The following is a 22037-nucleotide window of genomic DNA, read 5'->3' as shown; positions in this document are numbered from 1 at the left end:
CGATCACCTCCCGACCCACGCGGCGAGCACGCGTGGGTCGGGGAACTCGCCGGTACGGCGGAGGATCTCGGCGTGCACCGCCATGACCACGGCGGGCACGCGCAGCAGGGCCCGCGCCGACGGATCGGCGAGCCCGAGGCCGATCCACGCGGACACGTCGTCCGGATTCGCGGCGATGTCGGCGGCGTAGAGGCGCGCGGCGGCGTCCTGGTCGCCCGCCAGGTGCCGGAGATCGGCGGCCGTCGCACCGGTGAAGCCGGACGGTGTTCGCGGCAGCAGGCGCCGCAACTCCATGCGCGGCAACGGGGACGCCGGCCTGGGCGTCAGTGCCGAGACCGGCAGCTCTCCGCGTGGCCGCCCCGCCAGCCAGTCCTCCGCGAGCCTCTCCACGGCGGCGGGCTCCGGTGTCAGGTGCCGGGCCAGCCAGGTGGCGCGGTGGTCCCGGGCGGCGACGCGCGCGGTGTGAGCGGCGGTGGCGCCGACCCGGATCCGGCTCCACGACGCCAGTCTCGCCGCCACGATCGTGGCGAAACGGCGCCCGAGCGCGGTCAGCTCGCGGCAGCCGCGCAGAAACCGGGCCGCGTGCAGGGTCTGCCCGCACCAGTAGGCGAACTCGAAGTCGGCTCGCTCCGACGGGTCCGTCTCCCGGTGCGCCCGCCAGAAGTCGGTCACGCCGAGAAAGGCGTACACCCCTTGGAAAAGCCCGCTCACCGGTCGCGGGTCGTCGCGCCACGGGGCGTAGCAGTACGCGCTTCCGCCCACGGTGCAAAGGGGTTCGATGGTCGTGAGCGCGGCGAGTTTCGTGTGCTGCACCTCGTGGGTGAGCGTTTCGGCGAACGCGAAGGAGTCGGGCGGTACCGACATCAGCACCGCCCCGTACGCGTCCGCGGACGAGCCGCTGTAGGGAGTGCCGCCGTTCCTCGGCGGCACCGGCACCATCGTGCTCACCAGTTCGCGCAGCGCCTCCGCGTGTTCGGCACGCAGCAACGGCCACGCTGCCCGCAGCCGTTGTTCCCAGTGCCCGACCTCGGCGTCGGTCAACCGGTGCAGTCCTGACGCGGCGCGGTAGTCGCGGTGCGGCTCGACGTCGTCCAGCAGGGGAGTGAAGCCACCGGCGCCGATCCGCCGCACGGGCAGCCAGTCCTCGTCGTCAGGGACGCGAATCGTGCGGGCTCCGAGGGAAAGGGACAGCACGCCCGCGCGGCGCTCCGCTCGTGCGACGGCCCACGTGCGCACCTCCGGAAAGGTCGCGACACCCAGTGAGGGCAGCGAGATCACCCCCCGGCTCACCGGGACGTCGAGGGAGAAGTCGAGATCGCTCAGGTGGGCCGCGACCACGGCCACGCACCTCAGGTGGCCGACGTCCACCCACAGCGGCGCCGCGGACTCGATGGTCCCGCGCAGGCTTCTCAGCACATCGGTGAGCCACACGCCGACCTGGGGCAGCAACAGGGTTTCCCGCACGAGGCCAGGAGACTTCCGCTGTGCCTCGACGAGCAGATCCCACGCTTCGCCGACCTCGAGCAGGAGCGACCGGCCCGAGACCTCGTCCAGCAGAGCGCGCAGGGCGACCAGCCGGGCGCTGAACTGACCGTCGCTCAGCAACGTCAGGACCGCGTCGTCACCACCGCCCCTGGCGAGCTGGTCGACGAACCGGGGCGGCAGCCGGTGCGGGGTCAGCACGTGATCAGCGGTACCGGCTTCCGCTTGCCCCGGCGCTCGGGCACCCGACTCCCGACGCAGTCGTTGTTGCCGCCGGAGTCGTTCATCCGCGCCGCCCGGGCGTCCGGATCAGCGACGTCGAGCAGCACCGCGCGGACCGACGCGGCCACCGACCCGTCGGTCGTGTGCCGTAGTTCGTCGAGGCAGATGCCTGTCAGGTCGACGAGCGCGCAGTTCACCTCTGGAGCCTCTTCCACGGGTTCCCTCCCGACTACCGACCGTGACACCGATGTCACTTGCATCATGCCCAATCGGCCTGGTGTATGGGAGATCCTTTCGCGTACATGGGTGCTGCTCCATCTGCGCCACCACCGGGAATTTCGGCACGATGAGTGATGTTCGGTCACTTCAGGATCTCATGACCAGCGGAAATCCTTGTAGGAGGCCAAAATGGACAATTCATGGACACGGATTCCCGGCACAGCGGAATAGCGGTGTCATGTCCGCCGAACCCGTTGCGGGCCAGGTGCTTTCCGGGGGTGTAACGCTCCGCGCGGGCGGTGGGATGAGAGATCCATGGGTCTGGTCACTGTCGAGGGTCGCCACGTCGGCTTCACCGAGGCGCTGTCACGTGTCGCCGAGCAGCTGAGCCCGCTGGGCGACGCCGGCCGGTGCGTCGCCGAGTCGTACGCCCTGGCCACCGAGATTCGCCGCCTCGGCGAGGCGAAGGCCGTGGAGGACAAGGAGCTCAGGCTCGCGGTGCTGGACCAGCGCCGCCGGGAGTCCACCGCCACGTTGCGCGGCATGCAGAAGGAGCTGGGCAGGGCCGGCCAGAGCGCGGCGGCGTTGCGGGAATGCATGGTCAACATGCAGCGCGCGACCGTCAAGCCGGGACTGGAGCTGGCGGAGCGCCGCGCCTACATCGACCTGACCCGGCACTTCACCACCATGCTCGTGCAGCACCACTCCGAACTCACCGGAGGCGTCGCGGACGTCATCGACAAGGTGCTCAACGGATCCGGCGCCGCCGCGCTCGCACCCGCCCGCCGCAAGCCGCGCCGCACCCGGTGAGTGGCAACCGGCGCGGCTGCGCGTTCGCGTTCCTCGCCCTGTTCCTCGGAATGCCGCTGGCGATCGTGCTGGTGTCACCGGCGGTCGCGGCACGCATCGTCGTCGACGGCCTGCCCGAACACGCGGTTCACCTGCAGGAGTGGCTCTGGGGCTCGGCCGTGTCGGTGCCGCTGGCCGCGCTGGTCGTCCGGTTCGCGCTGAACCGCCACGGCCGGCTGCGCCGCTCCCCACTGGTGCGCCGCTGGCCGGGGTTCCTGCTGCGCGGCCTGGTGCTGCTGGCTGCTGTGAACGCCTTCGTGTTCCTGCGGAAGAAGCCTTCCCTCCCCGGCGACCACGTCATCGACGCCGGCACACCGCTCTTCGCCGCGGCACTGACCGGAGTCGCCGTCCTGGTCGCGATGAGGCTCTGGGACCGCCGCGCCCGCAGGGTCACCGTCGAGGAGGTGCGGGCGGCGGCCGCCGAGGCCGACCAGGCGTTGCGGCGCGTCCGCACCCAGAATGACCGCGTGCGCCGCCAGGCCCAGCAAGTGCGCGCACGCGTGGAGAAACTCCAACGCTCGGAGCGGCCCGAAGTGGAGTTCCACTCCCTGCGCGTGTTCCACCGCGAGTCGTACCAGTGCGCCGACACCGCCCACCTCGCCTACCACTCCGCCCAGACCTCGCTGCGCACGATGGCGAGCCTGGTCCGCCACGCCCGGCGCGCGCCTTACCAGTTGACCGTGAGCAGACGGGCCCGCGCCGAGATGAGGGCCGCCGCGGCCCACCTGGACCGCTCCCAGGGCGAGCTGCGGACCCACGTGGACGAGGGACTGGGCATGGTCCGCACGTTGAACGCCAACACCGCCGACCTCAAACACGAGATCCGCGACCACTGCGGCACCCAGGGCCGTGAGTGGTTCGCGGCCCTGGAGGAACGCGTAGAGCAGGCCCGCGAAGAGCGCCGGGTGGCAAACCGCTTTGGAGGCGGTCAGTAATCTCCTCGTCACAGCCTCACGTGAGAGGGTTTGGGCGATGCCTGGCGTGTTCGTCAACTACCGCACCGGTGACGGTGAATGGGCGGCTGCCCTGGTCAAGCGGGAGTTGAGCGCGCGCTTCGGAGGCGACCAGGTCTTCTACGCGAGCCAGTCGATCCGCCTCGGCGAGGACTTCTCCCGCGAGATCCTGAGCGGCCTGCGCCGGTGCGAGGTCCTGCTGGCCCTCATCGGCCCCCGCTGGGTGCACGCCGTCGACCGCGAGGGCGTCCGCCGCCTCGACAAGCCCGACGACTGGGTGCGCCGCGAGATCCTCGAGGCCTTCGACTGCGGCCTGCGCGTCATCCCGGTCCTGATGGACGGCATCGACCCGCTGCGCGAGGCCGACCTGCCCGACGCGCTGCAGCGCGTGGCCCGCTGCCAGTACCTGCGCATCCACCACCGCAGCGACGACCTGGACCTGCCCCGCCTGGTCGACGAACTGGTCGAACTGGTGCCGGAACTCGTCGCACCGCGCTCGTCGTCCGGCCCACGCCCCGGCCGCCCGGCCGAGGGCGAACTGCGCAGCCCGATCACCGAGTTCCGCCAGGCCCTGTCCGAGCCGCTGGGCCAGTCGGTGTACGAACGCGTCCAGGCTGCGGCGTCGGCGGCGCTCGAACTGCTGACGGAGTCGCGGTACCCCGTCACCGGCCACCTGGACGACAGCGACCTGCCCGCCGACCTGGAGAAGCGGCTCACCGGCTACGAGCACGACCTGGCGCCGCTACTGCGCCTGGTCGCCATCGGTGTGCGCTCCGGCGACCGGCGTCACGACGAGGTGTGGACCAGTCTGGTCGAACGCTTCCTCCGCCCGAGGCCGCGGCACCACGGAGCGCAGGATGTGTGGGTCAACGCCTCCGCGTACCCGGCGTTGCTGTTGACCTGCGTGATCGGCGTCGCCGCCGTGGCGGCGGGCAGGGAGGATCTCCTGCACCGCCTGCTGTGCCGCACCTCGGCCACCTATGCAGACGGCCGCACGACGCCGGTGCTGCGGGAACTGGCGCTGCGCAACGTGGTCGACCCCCGGCATGCGGCAGCGCTCCCCACGTGGGGAGGAGCCGCTCCTCACCAGGCGCTGAGTGTGCAACTGCGGCACGTCCTGAGCCGGGTCTTCTTCAACGTCGTGGACGGCAGCGCGTTCGACTGGGCGTTCGCCGACTACGAGTTCCTGCGCAGCCTGCTGGAACTGCACGACGCGCCGTTCTCGTCGCTGGGTGAGTTCGCGGTGCGCCTCGACCACGACGACTCGGTCATCTACCAGCGCAACGTCGCGCGGCTGGACGCCGACTCGGCACTGCTGCGCGCCGGGGCGTTCGGAGGAGAGCACGACAACGTGGCCGCGGCCTGGCGGGAGCTGCGCCAGGCCACCCGCGCCCGCTACTTGTAACCGCTCAGCGCGGATCACTCCACCGCCGCCAGGCCGTACGCAACCGCCATTCCACTGTGGACGTCGACCACGTCCGTGCCGGAGTGGCGACGGGCACCCGGGCCACCGTCTCGGCGGCGGCACCGTTCACCAGCGTCACCTCACCGGTCTGACCGGACGCGAGCCAGACCGTACCGGTGCGCATGCGCACCTGGTCCGCGTGTTAGCAGGGCCCCACCAGCAAACGGCCGCGGTCGCATCGGTCAGTCGATCCCGTCCAGCAGGACCAGGGTGAACCCCTCGCCCGCCGCGACTGCCATCACCCCGCGGTTGTACTCGGGCGGCGGCGGGGGCTTGAAGTCGTATCCGAGGCCCCAGCCGAGCATGGTGGCGTCCTCTTTAAGCGCCAGGACGTGCTGTCGACCCCAGTTCAGCGCGACGACGCCGCTCTTGGCTGCCTCAGGCACGAAGTAGAGGGAGGTCATGGGGAAGCCCCAACTGGTGACCGAGCCGTTTTCTCCCAACGCCAGAGTGACGGAGTCCGACCAGCCGGCTGCTCGTACTCCACCGTCCAGCCGGCCGCCCGCGTCCTCGCCGAAGGGCCAGACGATGATGGAGCCGTCCGCCTTCCACGCTGTGAATTTCTGGTTCCCGACCTCGATCCCGACCACACCGTTGGTCACCGCCTCGGGCACCGGTTGCATCTGGGCGCCACCCCACACGATCACGCGGCCGTCGTTCTTCAACGCCATGCTCTCCGACTGCCCGGCGGAGATGGCGACGACGCTGTGCTGTGCCTCGTCCGGTACGTCCCGCTCTCCGTTGTCCTTCCTGCCCCATTGGATGACGGAGCCGTCGGCCTTGAGCGCCAGACTGTGAGCCGCCCCGGCGGAAATCGCAATCACGCCGCTCAACGCTTGCGAGGGCACCTTCAACTGGCCGTGTGTGTCGTCGCCCCAGGCGATCACGCGGCCGTCCGCTTTCAACGCCACGCTGTGGTTCTCTCCCGCGTCGATCGCGATCACACCGCTCTCCGCCTCCTCCGGAATGTCGGACTGGAGGGTTTTGTCTTCGTCACCCCAGCCCTTGACGGCACCCCGCCCCACGCTGAACTGCCGCGAAGACTGCGCGGTCCGGGATCCCTTGGTGATGGTGAGCGTGACGACGTAGCGGCCTGCTGCGGCGAACGCGTGGGCGAACTCGGCCGTCCGCGCGGTCACTTCGGGTTCCGACCGGCCGGACCTGGTGACGGTCCACTCCCACCGGTCCGGATCGCGGGTGGTGTCGGCGCTGAAGCGCACCGACTCGCCGATCACCGGTTTCGGCCGCCGGATGTCGAGCGCGGTGATGGCCGGTGGGGCATCCGGGGGGTCCACGACCACCCTCGTCTCCGCCTCGGCACGCTTGCCCGTGCTGAAGGTGGCGGTCGCGCGGACGGTGAAGGTGCCCGGCTCGGTCCACCTGTGCCGGACCGACAAGCCGGACGCGTCGGCTCCGTCGCCGAACGACCACCGGACTGTGGCGTCGACGGCGGGTCGCAGCACGAAGCTCAGCTCGAACTCGTCGCCGACCGCACCGCGATTGCCGGGCTTGACCAGGATGGACGCCGCGGGGCCTGGAATTCTCTGGCTGGGATCGCCGGTCAGGCCGGGCAGCCCCAGACCGGCGTCCGGCCTCTGCCGACCGGTCTGCTGCACGTCGTCCGACGGCTTGCTCTCGGGCACCAGCGAGAGGGCGGGCGTGGCGGGGTCGTCGGCGTACTTGGTGATCGTGCGCACGTCGCCCCACAGGTCGAGCACGCCTGCCTTGTTGCCCTCCGGGTCGTTGAAGAAGACGATGTCGTCGCGGGTGACCAGCTCGAACGGGATCGGCTGGTCGAACAGCCTGCGCTGGGCCACCACGCGTGACGTGCCGAGATCGACGATCGTCACCTGCCCGGTCGAGTGGTCGGGCACCACCGCGTAGTTGTCGGCCTCGACCAGGGCGCCGAGGTCGGCACCCGCGGCAGCGACTTTCACGGGCGCGGCGCAGGAACCGGCGTCGAAGGCGCACGTGATCAGTTCACCGCGAGAAGGAACCACGATCAGCACCCTGGCGATGCCGGGGGAGCCGCTGACGATCACGTCGTCGTCGGGACGGAGTTCCGGTCGCAGTGATCGGCTGACGCCCCCGCTCTCGGGGTGGATCAGCTGGACCGTGCCGTGCTCGGGGTCCACCAGCACGGGCAGGCCCCTGGTGATCGCGAGACGGCCGTTGCCGGTGGCGGCGGCACGCACTCGCCGCTTGCCCTTGCTCAGCCAGACCACGTCGCCGGTCTCGTCGTCGATCGCCCACACCCGGCCTTCGCCGTCGACGACGCCGCTGCCCGGCCTGATCCTGTCGGCCAGGTGTTCGGGTTCGCCGGTCGGCGCCAGTGTCACGGGATCGACCGCCGTGGTCATTCCACTGTGTACGTCGATCACCCGCGGCGCGTCCGGCGAGAGCAGTACGACCAGTCCGTCGCTCGCGGGCAGAACGGACACCGGCGGCGAGACCTCCTCAGTGGCACTGTCGACTCGGCGCAGCGCACCGGTCTTCTCGTTCAGGACCAGGGCGGCGTCGCCCTGCTGGGTGACGTTCAGCGCCGTGCTCGGATCACCGACCGCCACTTGGGCCTTCACCTCGGCGGAGGCGCCGTCCACTAGCGTCGCCTGGCCGACTCGTTCGGACGCCAGCCACACCGCCCCGGAGTACATCCGCGCCTGGGAGGTCTCGTACCCAGGACCTCCCACCACAATTGCGCCGGTGAGCGCGGCGACGACGGCGAGCAGGATTCGGACGTGTCTCGGTTTCATCGGTATCGCCCCATTTCCAGACTTTCGCCTGCCCGTCGCCTGCGCCGTGCGACGCTCCACGAGGTCCACAGTGGACGCGGGTCGACCGCCGCACGAACCCGTGCGGCGGACAGGCGTCGCGGGTGGAGCCCTGCGTTCAGCCGCGCCTCGTGTTCCCAGGCCTGGTCCGATTCCGGCCGGCCGAGGAGTTCCGGTGCGTAGATCGCCGTGGTCGCCAGTTGAGCGGTCGCGGCGATCGGGTTCGCCACGTCGCCCCGACTGCCTCGCACGTGCTGAGCCACCTCGTGGAACGTGAGCGAGACCGGTGGCGAGACGCCGCGTTCGGCCAGCCGGTCGAGCTGTTCGTGCCATGCTCCGAGAATCCGCGCCGCGTCGTCCGCGCCGCGGCGCCTCCGTCGGCGGCGGCCGGCTTTGCCGAGCGCCACCAGCGCGCCGGCGAGCAGCAGGATCAGAACCGCTGCCGGCACCAGGACCAGGGTGCCGTTCAGGACGTCGCTCCAGCGCAGCGCCCACGCCTCCGGCGCGATGGTGGCCTCCGCCTCCGCCTGTGGCGCGGGCTCTGGAGTTCCGGTCGGTGGGGCGGCTTGCGGCGGGACCACGCGGGGTGGCTCCTGCGGCTGCGGCGTGCTCGCGGTGCTGCTACCGGTCGGGTCGTACCTGACCCAGCCGAGTCCGGTGAAGTGCACCTCGGCCCAGGCGTGGGCGTCGGCGGTGGTGACGTGGAAGGCGCCGTCCTTGGGGTACCGCAGGCGGTAGCCGACCGCGATCCTGACCTGGAATCCCCACATCCTGGCGACCACCGCGAACGCGGCGGCGTACTGCTCCGCGTACCCGCCGGCTCCACCCATGAGCGCACGGTTGATGGCCGCGTACGAATGCCCCGGCGGCCGATCCAGCCGGTAGAGCAACCTCCTCAGTTCAGTCTCGAGGAAGAGCAGCCAGTCGCTACGGGCGTGCGCGTGGAGTTCGTGACCTTTTGTCGCCAGCGAGCGCAGCGAATCGGGAATGCCGTCGGGAAGTGGAGCCGAGTGGTTCGCCGTCGGCGTGAACCGTCCCCATTCGATGTGCCCCTGATTGGTCTCGGCCGTGAGGTCGTACTGCAATCCCGGCGTGATCGAACCGGTTCGCACGACCACGCCCGAGTCCGGGTCGAACCCGAACCTCCCACCGGTTCCGGCGCGCACGTCCAACCGGGACGGCCAGCCGACGACGGGCAGGTACGGACCGGCGAGCTCCTGCAGCTCGACCCGCATCTTCACCTGTCTGCGTTTCGTCATGTCGGGGTCGACGGTGAGGTGGCTCCCGGCCACGCGGTAGGTGTCGTCCGCGGTCCAGGTGGTGCCGTCGAACCGGTCGAGGGCGGCGGTGCGGACCCTGTCGACCTTCCCGGCGGTCGCGGCGTCCGTTCGCACGACGAACAACGGTCGCGGCGGGGTCTCGTTGAGCTGTTTCTTCAGCTCTGCCAGCGGGGTCAGCGTGTCGGTGCCGAGGACCGGTGGGGCGAGCACGTCGCGCGGGTCGAAGCGGCGATCGCCGGACGCGAAGGGCAGCACCTGCCCGCCCACCACACCGGACAACGCACTGGCGGCGACCATCGCGGCCACGAGAACGAGGGCGATGACCGGCCTGCCGGACGGGCGTGCGGCGCGCACCGCGCTCCCTCGGTGCGTGCGGACCGCGACCAGGAGCAGAGCGGCGAGCAGGAACACGACAGTGGCGGTCAGGTGGCCGCCTGCCTGGTTGCCGACGGCCAGGAGAGCGAACAGAAAGCCGGCCAGCGGTGGGGCGAGCGGTGCCAGCGGGTGCCGAGTCCGCAGGACGAGCAGGACCGATGAGAACGCCGCCGCCCACGTCAGCAGCGCCGGCGCCGCCAGCAGTTCGGGCCAGGTGTCGGCGGGGGCGGTCACGGTGAGCAGGCGGTTCCAGCTGCCGCGCGTTCCGCTGAAGACGGCGGAGGCTGCGCCGCCGAACACTCCGTAGACCATGACGAGGGCCAGTCCCAGGGAGCCCAGCACCGCCGTCGCCCACATGCGCCGGTGGCCTGCAGCGGCGGTCAGCGCGCCGACGAGGCACGCGAGCGCGAGCACCGGGAGGTAGCCGGCGGTGGCGAAGAACCCTTGGTACACGAGCGTTCCCGCCGCGGCGGCCACCAAGGCGAGCGCTACCTCGGCCGTGCTGCCCGGCGTGAACCTCTGCCAGTTCATCGCAGCACCAGCCGGTTCCAGTTCGTGGCGAACTGGTCGCTGTTCGCCGCGGCGACCGCGAGCACACCGCGCGGCCTGGCCGGCACCGCGGCGTCCGGCGAGACGAGCTGGGCCAGGCTGACCGAGAGGAATCGGGGACGTAACGACATCAGCAGCTGGGCCGCCTCGGCGTCCACGCGACCGGTGACGACGACGAGGGCGACGCCCTGGGTATCGGTGACCACGTCCCGCACCAGATCGGACAGCGCGGCGAGTCCCCGATCGGTGCTATCCCGCCGCACGGTGGACAGCAGCTCCAGCGCGGTACCGCTCGACTCCCGCTCCGCCCCGCCGGTGGTGCGCAGGAGCAGTGGCAGGCTCGATCCCTCGGCGGCGACGCAGAACGACGCGGCGACGCGGACCGCGTCCTCGAAGAGCGTTCCGGGATACGGCGCGGAACTGGTGTCCAGCACGATCAGCTGGCGCGGCTCGTCGGGCACCACCACGTGGCGCGCCATGACGGTGCCGGTTCTCGCCGTCGCGCCCCAGTGGATGCGCCGCCAGTCGTCGCCCGGCACGTACTCCCGCAGGCTGTGGAACGCCGCCCCGCCCAGCGGAGCGTTGCTGGTCGTGTGGCCTTCGGCGTCCTGCGCTCCGCCGAGCGTGTTCATGGCCAGCAGGTGCACGCGCGGGTAGACGTGCACGACGAGTTCGCCCCCGGCCGCGCGGCCGCGCTGCAGCAGGCGCATCGGATCGGAGTGCCCGAGCCGCACAGGTGGGATCACATAGCGTCCGCGCCGCCCGACCGGAAGCGGGTAGCTGACCGTGCAGTCGTGGCCGGCGGCCAGCGGGGGCACCGTGACGGTCGCGCGGTTCTCCCCGAGCGTCTCGGTGATCACCAACGGCGGGCTCCCACGCTTGCCCACGTTCGTCACGGTCAGCGTGCCCTGGGCGGCGCTGCCCTCGAACACGCGCCTCGGCCGCACCTCCCGAACGGCCGTCAGCCGGGGTGTTGCCACCAGCCAGAGGGCGGCGACCAGCAGGGCGCCCGCCGCGGCGAGACCGAGCGTCACCAGTTCCGGGTAATTCGCCCACGTGCCGGCGCCGACCAGGCACACGGCGGCGATCGCCATCCAGGCCCCGGTCGAGGTCAGCCCGATTCTGCTGAGCCGGGAAGTGGCGCTCATCGGCCCGCCGGCACCGGCGCGGTCGCCAGGACGTCCCCGAGCACCGACTGCGGGGTGCGTTGCTGGATACGGGCTTCCGGGGTGAGCAGCAGGCGGTGGTTCAGCACGGGCACGGCCACGGCCTTCACGTCGTCCGCCGTCACGTACGGACGGCCGGCGGCCAGCGCGTAGGCCTGGGCGGCGGTGATCATGGCGATGCCGCCGCGCGGGCTCACGCCCAGTTCGACGTCCGGGTGGACTCGGGTGGCGCGGACCAGGCGGGCGACGTACTCGCGGAGGTCGTCGGCCACGCGCTGTTCGCGGACGGCTCGGATCATCAGGCGGAGGTCGTCGAGTTCCATCACGGACTTGAGCTCGTCCGGGCGGCGGCGGGTGACGCCGTAGGACAGGATGCTGATCTCGTCGGCCAGGTTCTCGGGGTAGCCGATGCTGATGCGCATCATGAACCTGTCCAGCTGCGCTTCCGGCAGGGCGTAGGTGCCCTGGTGCTCGACCGGGTTCTGGGTGGCGATGCACAGGAACGGGTAGGGCACGGGGATCGGGCGGCCGTCGACGGTCACCTGGCCCTCGGCCATGACCTCCAGCAGTGCCGACTGGGTCTTGGGGGAGGCTCGGTTGATCTCGTCGCCCAGCAGGATGTGGGTGAAGACCGGGCCCTGGCGGAACTCGAAGCGCGAGCGGCCCTGGTCGTAGACCTGCACGCCGGTCACGTCGGACGGGAGCAGGTCGGGGGTGAACTGGATCCGCTTCACCTCCGCGCCCGCGATCGACCGCGCGATCGCCTTGGCGAGCGAGGTCTTCGCCACGCCCGGTACGTCCTCGATCAGCAGGTGTCCCTCGGCGAGCAGGCACACGAGTGCCAGCCTGACCACCTCGGGCTTGCCCCGGATGAAGTCCTCGACGTTCGCGGCCAGCGCCTCGAACCTGCGCTGGAAAATCGCCGCATCGGACACTTCGACGCCCCCATCGTGCTGGTGTTCGGTGAATCGTCAGTGGAGCTGACTGCGCAACGCCGTGTTGAGGCGGGGGTAGACCTCGCTGACCGCGGCGTGCCTGCGTTCGCGGCCGAGGAGGCGGGCCAGTTGCTTGAGGTCCTGGCGCACGGTGGCCGAGTCGACCAGGTCCGCGGCGTCGAGGACCTTCGCCGTCAACGCGCTGGCGTGGTCGATGTCGCCTGCCGAGGCGTAGGCCAGGGCGCGGCGGGCGCCGAAGCGCGCGTGGGTGCGGTGGGCGCTGTCCGGCACCAGGGCCAGCTGCCGGTCGAAGACGTCCGCCGCCTGGCGGGACTGGCCCAGGTCGTGCAGGCACCAGGCCTCGACGAGGCTGATCAGGTCGGCGCCGCTGACCGAGGCCGAGCCCATGACCATGCCGTCGGCGGTGTCCGCCCTGGCGAGCAGGACGGCGGCACGGTCGAGCGCCCGCCTGCAGTGGTCGTAGTCGCAGGCCAGCGCGTGGCCCTGGGCTTCGCGCAACGCGGCCAGCCCCTGAACGCGGGCGGAGGTGCCCGGTGCGGCCTGCGCCTGCTGGGCTAGGTCGACGGTGCCGGCGGCGTCCTCGCGGTAGAGCGTGATCAACGCCTGCCTGATCAACGAGTACGTGGCCATCTCGGTGTCACCGGCCGCGGCGCCCATCTCGACGGCGTTGCGGGTCCACCACATCGCGGCCCGGTCGTCACCGGCCTCCTGGGCCATCCACCCGGCGTACTCGCTGTAGCGGGCGGCAAGCCCCAGCAGCTGCTCGCGAACGGGTGTGGGCGCGCCGTTGGCCATGCCGCGCAACGTGTGGGTGTGCACCGTCACCATCGGCAGCACCACACTCGGGCTCGTCGTCTGCCCCAGCTTCCTGACCTCGGTGAACAGCGAGCGGAACGCCGTCAGCGTGCCGTCGTGGGCCGCGCTCGCGGAGGCGGCGCGGGGAGTCCCGAGCGTCAGCCCGAGCAACGAGGCGGCGCCCGTCGCGATCGCCTCGCGCCGAGGCATCGGAACCATCCAGCTCGACCCGTCCGGAGCCATGCTCATCACCCACACTTCGCCGTCGCCGTCGGCCTCGACGGCAGCGAGCGGGCTCGCGGGGGCGGGCTGGTCCACCAGGGCTGCCAGACGTCCACCGGCTCCGAGAACCGCGTCGCAGCGCCGGGCCAGATCAACACCTGGTTGTTTGAAGCCAGTCTCGATCTTGCCCAGATAGCCCTTGCTGTAGTGGACCTGCTGCGCCAGCGCCGCCAGCGACAGGCCCGCCGCGGTGCGCAGGCGCCGCAGCTCCACCCCAAAGACATCCGACTGCTCAGCCATTCGTCCCCGCCCTCGACCGCCGCTCCCGGCGGCCGGTGAATCGACCGTTGCAGACTACTGAGCCACTGGTCGCAGGCCCAGTCCCCCGGAGCGCCGGCGTCGTCGGACGCCTGGCCGCCTCCGAGTCTGATCCGCCGCCCGGCCGAATCCCAGGCGTCTCCCGTCGCCTTCGTGATCGGGAGACGGGAGACCCCTGCCCCGCGGAACCGTTGCGGGACATGCTGGTTCCGGACGGCACGGAACACGTCGTCCGGTTTCTGGGGGGTGTGGCGGCAGGCCGGGGCTGGGGGCTCAGTCCTGCCGCCACAGACAAACGGGGAGAAGAGGAACCGAAGAGTGAACAGGGACTGGACGGGCGCGCCCTCCTGATCACGCGTCACCCGGTCGTGCACCCGGTCAACCGCGCCGAACCGGGGCCGGAAGATCACGGACGTGCTGAACTGAGCGGCATGGGCACGCGCACGATCCGTTACACCGCACTACTGGCCTGCATCGCGGCTCTCACGGCCTGCACCGCGCGGGAACGGGAGGACGTGGTCAGGCTCGCCAGCGGCCCGTCCGCCACGATGCGCCCGCCGCCGATCACCAGCACGCGGTCGGCCGTCTGGTCCACTTCGGACAGTAAGTGGCTGGACAGCAGCACGGTGCCGCCCCGGAAAGCGTGCCCCCGCAACAGGTTGCGCACCGCGCGGATGCCTTCGGGGTCGAGACCGTTGATGGGTTCGTCGAGCACGAGCAACGGCGGATCGGCGAGCAGCGGGTGCGCGATGCCGAGCCGCTGGCGCATGCCGAGGCTGTACTTGCCGATCTTGCGGGTGGCGGCGTCGGCCGGCCCCAGCACCTCGTCGGCCCGGCGAGCGGGCACCCCGGACAGCGTCGCCGCCATCCGCAGCTGACTCCGGCCGCTCCGTCCAGGATGGACGGCCGCCGCGTCGAGCAGCACGCCCGCCACGTGAGAGGGGTTGGATCACGCGGTGAACGCGCGCCCCGCGATCGTTGCCTGCCCCCCACGCTGCAAGCACCTACCCACCGTAGCGGTAGTCACTGTCCGTCGCGGGCTGATTCACCGTGTCGCGCGAGGTGCTCGCCGGTCAGGCAGAAGGACAACCGCCGAGCCTCATCGTCGTCGGAGGACTTCCGGAGACGCCCGAACCGGACGAAAGTTTTTGGCCCGCGCCGGAATCGAGCGGCCGGGTATCGGAGAGTCGCGCGCTTTGCCGGATTGGGCGCGGGCGGGTGCGGGCAGAAATCAGGCAGGAAACGCGCAGATCCGGCCCTGCGGCTGAGCCGCCCCACATGTCGTCCGTACGGCTGTGGCCGAGGCCACTGCGGTGGACCTGTGCTGATCACGGCCGGTCGCAGTGATCGTCATGCGAATTCCCGAATAAGTGCTGGTGACGGATAGCGACGACCGGGTTGCGCTCCGTTCGGCGTAGAAGACGCCCTGCGTCGCTGTCAAGTTCGCGGTCAATAGCGCCGCGTTTCCACAGTTCAGTTGGCAAAAGCCCAGCTCGGCATCCTTTCGCCCGCTCGGTCACGAAGGTCCGGCCTGCCCGCGAGAGCATGTTCCTTCACCACAACGGCCTTGACTGAACCACGAAAGGGGGGTGTTGCGTTGTGCATCCGACTGAGTACTCTGCACTCACCCCCTCAAGATCATCGCTGTTGGTCATGTTGATCATGTGGTGTTATCTTTCCGTCGCCAATTCGGGTGGTCGTGGAGCGTTGTGAAGCTGAAGAACGTGCCTGAGACGAATTACAAGACAATTCGTTCCCGGCTCACTGGTGTCGTGGTGGTTCCCAGCGTCGTCCTTCTGGCCATGTGGGCGTTGTTCTCGTCCTACACGGTGTTCGAGGGGCTCTACCTCCAGCTGGTCGCCTCCGGCGCGCGGGACGCGTCGATCCCCGCGGTCCAGTCGTTCGCGTCGCTGCAGAAGGAACGCGAGCTGTCCATGACGAGCCTGAGCCGGGCCGGCTCGAGCACGTCGGCGTTGCTCAAGCAGCAGCAGGACACCGACAAGGACGTCGAGCAGATGAAGTCGGCGTTCGCGGAGCTCGCCTCCCAGGCACCGCAGGAGATCGTCGACGGCATCAACAAGCTCAATGGCCTGCTCGACCAGTTGCCGGAACAGCGTGAGCGCCTGGAGTCCGGTGCCACGTCCAAGGACGAGGTCTACCGCTACTACAACAGCGTGCTCGACGCCGGTGGCTCGCTGTTCGGCACCCAGGCCCGCATCGTGCCCGACGCCGAGACCGTGCAGGGCGCACTCGGTGCGCTGCAGTACTTCCAGGCCTCCGACGCCATGTCGCGGTCCAGCTCGGTCGCCGCGGGTGCGATCGTCACGGGCAGGTTCACGCCCGAGGAGCACCGGGAGTTCGTCAGCCTGGTCGGCGCGTACCACTTCACGCTCAACGTCATCGAGCCCACCGCGCTGCCGAACGTGCGCGAGCACTTCAAGCAGCTCACCGGCAGCGCGCCGTACCAGCAGCTGGTGACCCTGGAGAACCGCCTGCTGCAGAACGCGGAACGGCCCGTCGGGCAGCAGGTCACGCTGGCGGACTACGAGAACGCCACCCGCGCGGTGTCGCAGGAACTCACCACGATGGTGCAGGAGCAGTCCACCGGCGCGGTCAACATCGCCATGGCGAACGGCAAGGAGAAGTTCACCACCGTCCTGATCGGCAGCCTCATCGCCCTGATCGCGGTCATCGCCGGCATCTTCGTCGCGGTGCGCGTCTCCAACCGGCTGGTCAACAAGGCGTTGATCGTCCGCCTGATCAGCCTGAAGAGCGACTCCCTGAAGCTCGCGCACGAACGCCTGCCGGACATCGTCGAGCGGCTGCGCGAGGGCAAGCACGTCGACGTCGCCGCCGAGGTGCCCGCGCTCGACTACGGCAACGACGAGATCGGGCAGGTGGCCGACGCGTTCAACGCCGCGCAGTACACCGCCGTCGCCGCGGCGGTGAAGGAGAGCCAGACCCGTGAAGGCGTGAACCGGGTCTTCCTCGACATCGCGCGCCGCAACCAGGGCCTGGTGCACCGCCAGCTCAAGATCCTCGACAAGCTGGAGCGCGAGGAGGAGAACCCCGACCACCTCGACGCGTTCTTCCAGCTCGACCACCTCGCCACCCGCGCGCGCCGCAACGCCGAGAACCTGATCATCCTCACCGGCGAGCAGCCGGGCCGGCAGTGGCGCAAGCCCGTGCGCATGCTGGACGTCGTGCGCGCCGCCGTCGCGGAGACCGAGCAGTACGCCCGCGTGAAGGTGCACCCGGTGCCCGAGGTCGCGCTGGTCGGCGCCGCCGTCGCGGACACCATCCACCTGATCGCCGAGCTCGTCGACAACGCGACGTCGTTCTCGTCGCCGCGCTCGCAGGTCGAGATCCACAGCAGCGAGGTGCCGCAGGGTCTCGTCATCGAGATCGAGGACCACGGCCTCGGCATCAAGCCCGAGGACCGCGAGCTGCACAACAAGATGCTGACCGCGCCGCCGGACTTCGAGGCGATGAGGCTGCGCGGCGAGTCCCGCCTGGGCCTGTTCGTCGTCGCCCGGCTGGCCGCGCGCCGCCACATCCACGTCGAGCTGCGCGACTGCCCGTCCGGCGGCACCATCGCGCTGGTCCTGATCCCGTCCGAGCTGATCGTCGGCGAGGTCGGCGCGGCCGATCCGGCGGACTCGCAGCAGATGCCCAAGCCGACGTTCCGCCAGCAGGCGCTGCAGCAGGCCTCGCGGTCACCGGAGGCCCTGGAGGCCTCGGTCCCGATGCAGGGCGACCTGGTGCACGACCCCCGGCTGGGCGACAGGTCCACCGAGACCTTCCAGCTGGACGAGTTCTGGGCCGGCAGGGCAGTGGGAAACGACCTGACCCCAGGCCCGGACAGGGACCTGGACAGCAGCAGCGGACACATCGAGCTGCCCCGGGAAGACCGCCTGGCCGGGGTCTGGCCGGTCGGCGACCCGGCGGAAGGTGAGGCGGCGACGAGTCAGAACACCCGGCCGGAGCTGCCCCGCCGCAGGCGCCAGCAGCACCTCGTACCGCAGCTGGCCAACGACGAACCCCGGCCGATGCCCGAACTCGCGGAGTTCGACCCCGAGGAACGGGCGGAACGCACCCGCGACGGAATGTCCGCCTTCCAGCAGGGCACGCGTAGCGCCCGCCAGGCCGACGACGTCGTGGAACCGTGATCACGAAACCGAAAGGGCAATTTCCGTGGACGACCTGACCGGCGGGCACCCCGAGCTCAACTGGCTGCTGGAGGACCTCGTCGCGAGAGTGGTCGGTGCCCGGCACGCGGTGGTGCTCTCCGCGGACGGCCTGCTGCTCGCCCACTCTCCCGAGCTATCCAAGGACGACTCCGACCACCTCTCGGCGATGGCGTCCGCGTTCCAGAGCCTCGCTCGCGGCACCGGACGGCACTTCGGAGGGGGACAGGTCCGCCAGACCATCGTGGAGATGGAACGCGCGCACCTGTTCGTCACCGCGGCGGGACAGGGCGCCTGTCTCGCGGTGGTGGGTGACGAGGACGCGGACATGGGCATGATCGCCTACGAGATGAACATGCTCGTGAAGCGTGTCGGCGCGTACCTCTCGTCGGCGCCGAGAACACTGGCGTCGCCGAGGATGCCCAACCCCCTCGGACTGTCATGAGTAACTCCTCCGACTGGTGGTACGACGAGGCGGCGGGCCCCATGGTCCGCCCGTACGCGATGGTGAGCGGCCGCACCAGGCCCAAGCCCGCCGGCGAGGACCTGACCCTGACGACCCAGGTCCGGGCGCTGCGCACGACGACGGAGCAGGGCACGTTGTCGGTAGAGCACCTGGAGATCATCAAACTCTGCCGGAAGCCGCTGTCCGTCGCGGAGGTCGCCGCCTACCTCCACGCCCCGCTCGTCGTGGTGAAGGTGCTCCTGAGCGACCTCATCCAGCGCGGCGACGTCATCACCAGCGGCCCGGCCACCACGGTGGCCCCGGTCGACCTGAACCTACTCCAGAAGGTGCTCGATGGTGTCCGTGCAATCTGATCGGCCCGGTTCCGGGCAGGGCGGGGAAGAGCTCCTCGTCCCCTCGTCGGTCAAGATCGTCGTCGCCGGCGGCTTCGGCGTCGGCAAGACCACGATGGTCGGCGCGGTCAGCGAGATCACCCCGCTGCGGACCGAGGAACTGCTCACCGAGGCCGGCGAGGAGATCGACGACCTCTACGGCGTCGAGGGCAAGACCACCACGACGGTCGCGCTGGACTTCGGCCGCATCACGATCAACCCCGAACTGGTCCTCTACCTGTTCGGCACGCCGGGTCAGGACCGCTTCTGGTTCCTGTGGGACGAGCTCTCGATCGGCTCGATCGGCGCCGTCGTCCTGGTCGACACCCGCAGGCTCGACGCCGGCTTCGGCGCGATCGACTTCTTCGAGCGCAGGGGCATCCCGTTCGTCGTGGCGGTGAACTGCTTCCAGGGCAGCCACTCCTACACGGCGGAGGAGATGCGCGTGGCGCTCGACGTCGCCGACACGGTGCCGCTGGTGCTGTGCGACGCCCGCGACCGCGAGTCGTGCAAGGCGGTGCTGGTCCGCGTGATCGAGCACGCGATGAACCGGCTCGACGTGATGGCCTGACACGAACTGAAGCCCTTGGTGCTGTGCGCCAAGGGCTTCAGTCACTGCTACGACCTGACCTGCTCCAACCGGCACCGGAACGGCCGCAGGATCGGCGGCACCTCGGTGAGCCGGTAGCCGGGCACCCGCTCGGGATCCTTGGCGATGCCCGCCAGCGTCTCCGCCACGTACTCCAGGTGGCTGCGGGTGTACACACGGCGCGGGATCGCGAGCCGCACCAGCTCGAACGGCGCGGGCGTGATCAGGTCGCCGGACGGGTCGATGTCGCCGAGGTAGAGCGAACCCACCTCGGCACAACGGATTCCGCCCGCGAGGTAGAGCTCCGACGCGAGCGCGTGGCCGGTGAAGCGGCTCGGCGGGATGTGGGGCAGCAGCCTGCCCGCGTTGAGGTAGACCGCGTGCACGCCCGCCGGCCGCACACTGTCCACACCGGCCTCACGCGCGCAGTCGGCGAGGTACGCGGTAGCCGCGGCGCGCTCGCGCAGGTACAGCGGATCGGTGACTTCCAGGAGGCCCTGCGCGCACATGTCGAGGTCGCGGCCGGACAGCCCGCCGTACGTGCTGAACCCCTCGGTGGCGATCAGCAGGAGTTCGCACCGCTTGGCCAGGTCGGTGTCCTGCAGCGCGAGCATCCCTCCGATGTGGACGATGCCGTCCTTCTTCAGGCTCAGCACGCAGCCGTCGGCGAGCCGGAACGCCTTCTTCGCGATCTCACGTGGACTGTGGCCGCGGTACTTCTCCTCCCGCTGCGTCACGAGCCACGCGTTCTCGGCGAACCGGGCCGCGTCGAGGATGAACGGCACGTCGTGCCTGCGGCACAACTTCCGCACGGCCTTGAGGTTCGCCATCGACACCGGCTGCCCGCCGCCGCCGTTGTTGGTGATCGTCATGAGCACCAGGCCGACGTCCTCGGGTCCCTCCAGCACCTCCTCGAGTGCGACCAGGTCGATGTTGCCCTTGAACGGCTCGTCGCTGTCGAGGTCCGCGAAGGCCGGCGACGGGAGGTCCCGCACCACGCCGCCGGCCAGTTCGACGTTCGCGCGGGTGGTGTCGAAGTGCGTGTTGCTGACCGAGAGCTGTCCAGGCTTCAGCAAGGCGCTGAACAGGATCCGTTCGGCGGCCCGGCCCTGGTGCACGGGCAGGATGTGCCGGTACCCGGTCAGTTCCTCGGTCACCTCGCGGAACCGGAACCAGGACCGCGACCCCGCGTACGTCTCGTCGCCGCGCATGCCGGCGGCCTGTTGTTCCGCGGACAACGCGCCGGTGCCGGAGTCGCTCAGCAGGTCGATCGTGACGTCCTCCGCCGTGAGGTTGAACTGGTTGTACCCGGCTTCGGCGTAGCGGCGTTCCCGGTACTCGCGGGTGGTGATGGGAATGGGCTCGACGACCTTGATGCGGTACGGCTCCACGGCGGTGGCCTTCCTGGTGCAGCGATGAGGTCTGTTCCATCGGTCTCGTTCGATGGAACAGACCCCTAAGCGGATAGTGCGGTGGTGCGGGGTGGCGTGACGTCGTAGGCCTCGGAGGACAGGTAGACCGAGACGCCGGGCTTCGGCCGGCCCAGGCGCAGGGACACGTGGGCGATCAGCCCCACACCGTCGCCGAGCGGCCGCTGGACGAGGCTCGCGAGCGCCATGACGAACGGCGTGGTGTCGAGCCCGCACCGCGCCATGATCGCCAGCACGCGCGCGCACGCCTCCAGGTCGTCCTGCACGTAGTCCCGCACCGGGATGTAGAGGGAGTAGCCGCTGGGCCGGTCGGTGTCGCCGGACAGGAACGTGTAGCTCGACATCAGCGGGCGCCGGGTGAACGCCCCGTCGCCGCCGCGGGCGAGCTCGCAGACGTCCGCCAGGAGCGCCGGATCGACGTCCGGGGTCGCCGCCGCGGCCCGCACCACGTCCGCTGCCATCGCGTCGTCGTGCGACACGTAGGTCTTCACCCGTGCGCGGTTCTCGTCGGTGAGGTCGAGGGCGAAGAAGGAGAACCGGTCCAGCCCCTCGCGCCGCAACCCGTGCTCGGCGACGACGGGGAACGCCGAGTCCAGGCCGAGCCGGGCGAGTGCCTCCGCGACCAGGCCGGTCGCGCTGTCCCGGCCGCGCGCCTCGGGGTTGAGGTAGACCTTGACGGCCGGCGTGCCCGACGGCTGGACGATCAGCGAGTACCAGAACGCGAACGCGCCCTGCGGGTCGTCCGGCAGGAACAGGTCGCGCACCTGGTCGAACTGCCCGAGCCGCAGGTCGTGCCGGTCCGCGAGGCGGTCCAGGACGCCGAGCGCGGCGGCCAGGTTGGTCTGCCTGCCGGGCTGCTCGGCGAGCGACTCGACGATCATGCGAACGGCGGGCCGTTCGTTTTGGGCCAAAGCCACCGAGAATTCCACGGGAGTGTGGTCGTCGGCGACGAATGAGGGCCAATGGGGAACTGCGGAGAGGGGCATCCGGCAGCCGGGGCCTAATGCCTCACCCAGCAGTTTTGTCGCCGTATTAGCGGAGTCCGCCAAACCGACGGCGCGCAGGAGGTTGCGTAACTGGCCAATGGCGAAATCGTGCAACGAGACGACTGGCGCGCTCAAGATGGGGCACTCCTGATCGGCCGGGGAATCAGGTCGGGTCGCAATCCTGACGGGGTGGAATCGCGAAGTGAATTCTCTCAACCCGCCACATGCCCAGGTCAAGAGCCAAGGGGGTTGCGTGCGACACTCTGCGCTGTGATGAAGATTGCACCACTCGGTCTATTGACTTGACCGTTTCGACTGTTCTCGCGGGTAATTGCGTCTGCGAGTACGGGTGTGCTATGCGCGGCCGCTCATGGTGTCGCAGAGTA

Annotated in this window: 18 protein-coding genes; 7 read left to right on the top strand and 11 right to left on the bottom strand. The window is 70.2% G+C overall.

Annotated features, from left to right (window positions below):
- Window positions 1-3: 3 nt before the first annotated feature.
- Both BLR21_RS30635 and BLR21_RS30630 read right to left on the bottom strand, forming a co-directional pair.
- On the bottom strand, window positions 4-1683 hold the full coding sequence (locus tag BLR21_RS30635) for an HEXXH motif domain-containing protein (RefSeq protein ID WP_176929865.1): 1680 nt from the start codon (window positions 1681-1683) through the stop codon (window positions 4-6).
- A complete protein-coding gene (locus BLR21_RS30630; RefSeq protein WP_143027925.1) occupies window positions 1677-1919 on the bottom strand; it encodes a hypothetical protein in 243 nt (80 codons plus the stop codon). The genes BLR21_RS30635 and BLR21_RS30630 overlap by 7 nt, the downstream gene beginning before the upstream one ends.
- Before the next feature lie 319 nt (window positions 1920-2238).
- On the opposite strand from BLR21_RS30630, the gene BLR21_RS30625 reads away from it, so the two are divergent.
- The 3 genes from BLR21_RS30625 to BLR21_RS30615 are packed head-to-tail and all read left to right on the top strand — an operon-like array spanning window position 2239 to window position 5130.
- Complete coding sequence (locus tag BLR21_RS30625; RefSeq protein WP_090011419.1) at window positions 2239-2733, top strand: magnesium transporter CorA family protein; 495 nt, start codon at window positions 2239-2241, stop codon at window positions 2731-2733.
- A complete protein-coding gene (locus tag BLR21_RS30620; protein ID WP_090011418.1) occupies window positions 2730-3707 on the top strand; it encodes an MFS transporter in 978 nt (325 codons plus the stop codon). The genes BLR21_RS30625 and BLR21_RS30620 overlap by 4 nt, the downstream gene beginning before the upstream one ends.
- Window positions 3708-3744: 37 nt before the next feature.
- Window positions 3745-5130, top strand: coding sequence for a toll/interleukin-1 receptor domain-containing protein (locus BLR21_RS30615; RefSeq protein ID WP_090011415.1), 1386 nt, complete (start codon window positions 3745-3747; stop codon window positions 5128-5130).
- Between the two features lie 4 nt (window positions 5131-5134).
- Here the strand turns inward: BLR21_RS30615 and BLR21_RS30610 are convergent, their stop codons facing one another.
- From BLR21_RS30610 to BLR21_RS30580, 7 genes are all read right to left on the bottom strand, one after another.
- Window positions 5135-5314 carry a hypothetical protein gene (locus BLR21_RS30610; protein ID WP_090011413.1) on the bottom strand — a complete coding sequence of 60 codons (180 nt, stop codon included), beginning with the start codon at window positions 5312-5314 and terminating at the stop codon, window positions 5135-5137.
- A 58-nt stretch (window positions 5315-5372) separates the two neighbouring features.
- A complete protein-coding gene (locus tag BLR21_RS30605; protein WP_143027924.1) occupies window positions 5373-7943 on the bottom strand; it encodes a PKD domain-containing protein in 2571 nt (856 codons plus the stop codon).
- Window positions 7940-10147: a transglutaminase TgpA family protein gene (locus BLR21_RS30600; protein ID WP_090011409.1), complete on the bottom strand. Its 2208-nt coding sequence runs from the start codon at window positions 10145-10147 to the stop codon at window positions 7940-7942. Before BLR21_RS30600 ends, BLR21_RS30605 begins: the two co-directional genes overlap by 4 nt.
- The gene (locus BLR21_RS30595; RefSeq protein WP_218131003.1) at window positions 10144-11313 is read right to left on the bottom strand and encodes a DUF58 domain-containing protein; all 1170 of its coding nucleotides are present in this window, start codon (window positions 11311-11313) and stop codon (window positions 10144-10146) included. The genes BLR21_RS30600 and BLR21_RS30595 overlap by 4 nt, the downstream gene beginning before the upstream one ends.
- Entirely contained in the window at window positions 11310-12266 is a 957-nt protein-coding gene (locus tag BLR21_RS30590) for an AAA family ATPase (RefSeq protein ID WP_090011407.1), read from the bottom strand. The genes BLR21_RS30595 and BLR21_RS30590 overlap by 4 nt, the downstream gene beginning before the upstream one ends.
- A 36-nt stretch (window positions 12267-12302) precedes the next feature.
- Complete coding sequence (locus BLR21_RS30585; protein ID WP_090011406.1) at window positions 12303-13604, bottom strand: NsdA family TPR-like regulatory protein; 1302 nt, start codon at window positions 13602-13604, stop codon at window positions 12303-12305.
- A 469-nt stretch (window positions 13605-14073) separates the two neighbouring features.
- Window positions 14074-14556: an AAA family ATPase gene (locus BLR21_RS30580; protein ID WP_256335038.1), complete on the bottom strand. Its 483-nt coding sequence runs from the start codon at window positions 14554-14556 to the stop codon at window positions 14074-14076.
- 790 nt (window positions 14557-15346) lie between these two features.
- On the opposite strand from BLR21_RS30580, the gene BLR21_RS30575 reads away from it, so the two are divergent.
- Genes BLR21_RS30575 through BLR21_RS30560 form a run of 4 tightly spaced genes read left to right on the top strand, consistent with a single transcriptional unit; the run spans window position 15347 to window position 19217 of the window.
- Window positions 15347-17791 carry a sensor histidine kinase gene (locus tag BLR21_RS30575; RefSeq protein WP_338061078.1) on the top strand — a complete coding sequence of 815 codons (2445 nt, stop codon included), beginning with the start codon at window positions 15347-15349 and terminating at the stop codon, window positions 17789-17791.
- 25 nt (window positions 17792-17816) lie between these two features.
- Window positions 17817-18254, top strand: coding sequence for a roadblock/LC7 domain-containing protein (locus tag BLR21_RS30570; RefSeq protein ID WP_030475700.1), 438 nt, complete (start codon window positions 17817-17819; stop codon window positions 18252-18254).
- A complete protein-coding gene (locus tag BLR21_RS30565; protein ID WP_030475699.1) occupies window positions 18251-18628 on the top strand; it encodes a DUF742 domain-containing protein in 378 nt (125 codons plus the stop codon). Before BLR21_RS30570 ends, BLR21_RS30565 begins: the two co-directional genes overlap by 4 nt.
- Complete coding sequence (locus BLR21_RS30560; protein WP_090011401.1) at window positions 18609-19217, top strand: GTP-binding protein; 609 nt, start codon at window positions 18609-18611, stop codon at window positions 19215-19217. Before BLR21_RS30565 ends, BLR21_RS30560 begins: the two co-directional genes overlap by 20 nt.
- Before the next feature lie 47 nt (window positions 19218-19264).
- On the opposite strand, the gene BLR21_RS30555 is transcribed toward BLR21_RS30560, so the two are convergent.
- Both BLR21_RS30555 and BLR21_RS30550 read right to left on the bottom strand, forming a co-directional pair.
- Window positions 19265-20626 carry a tryptophanase gene (locus BLR21_RS30555; protein ID WP_090011399.1) on the bottom strand — a complete coding sequence of 454 codons (1362 nt, stop codon included), beginning with the start codon at window positions 20624-20626 and terminating at the stop codon, window positions 19265-19267.
- A gap of 65 nt (window positions 20627-20691) precedes the next feature.
- The gene (locus BLR21_RS30550; RefSeq protein WP_256335037.1) at window positions 20692-21714 is read right to left on the bottom strand and encodes a tryptophan dimethylallyltransferase family protein; all 1023 of its coding nucleotides are present in this window, start codon (window positions 21712-21714) and stop codon (window positions 20692-20694) included.
- Window positions 21715-22037: the final 323 nt, after the last annotated feature.

This window comes from Lentzea albidocapillata subsp. violacea (genome assembly GCF_900100275.1).
Taxonomy (GTDB): domain Bacteria; phylum Actinomycetota; class Actinomycetes; order Mycobacteriales; family Pseudonocardiaceae; genus Lentzea; species Lentzea violacea.
This window is presented reverse-complemented; position numbering and strand designations above follow the sequence as displayed.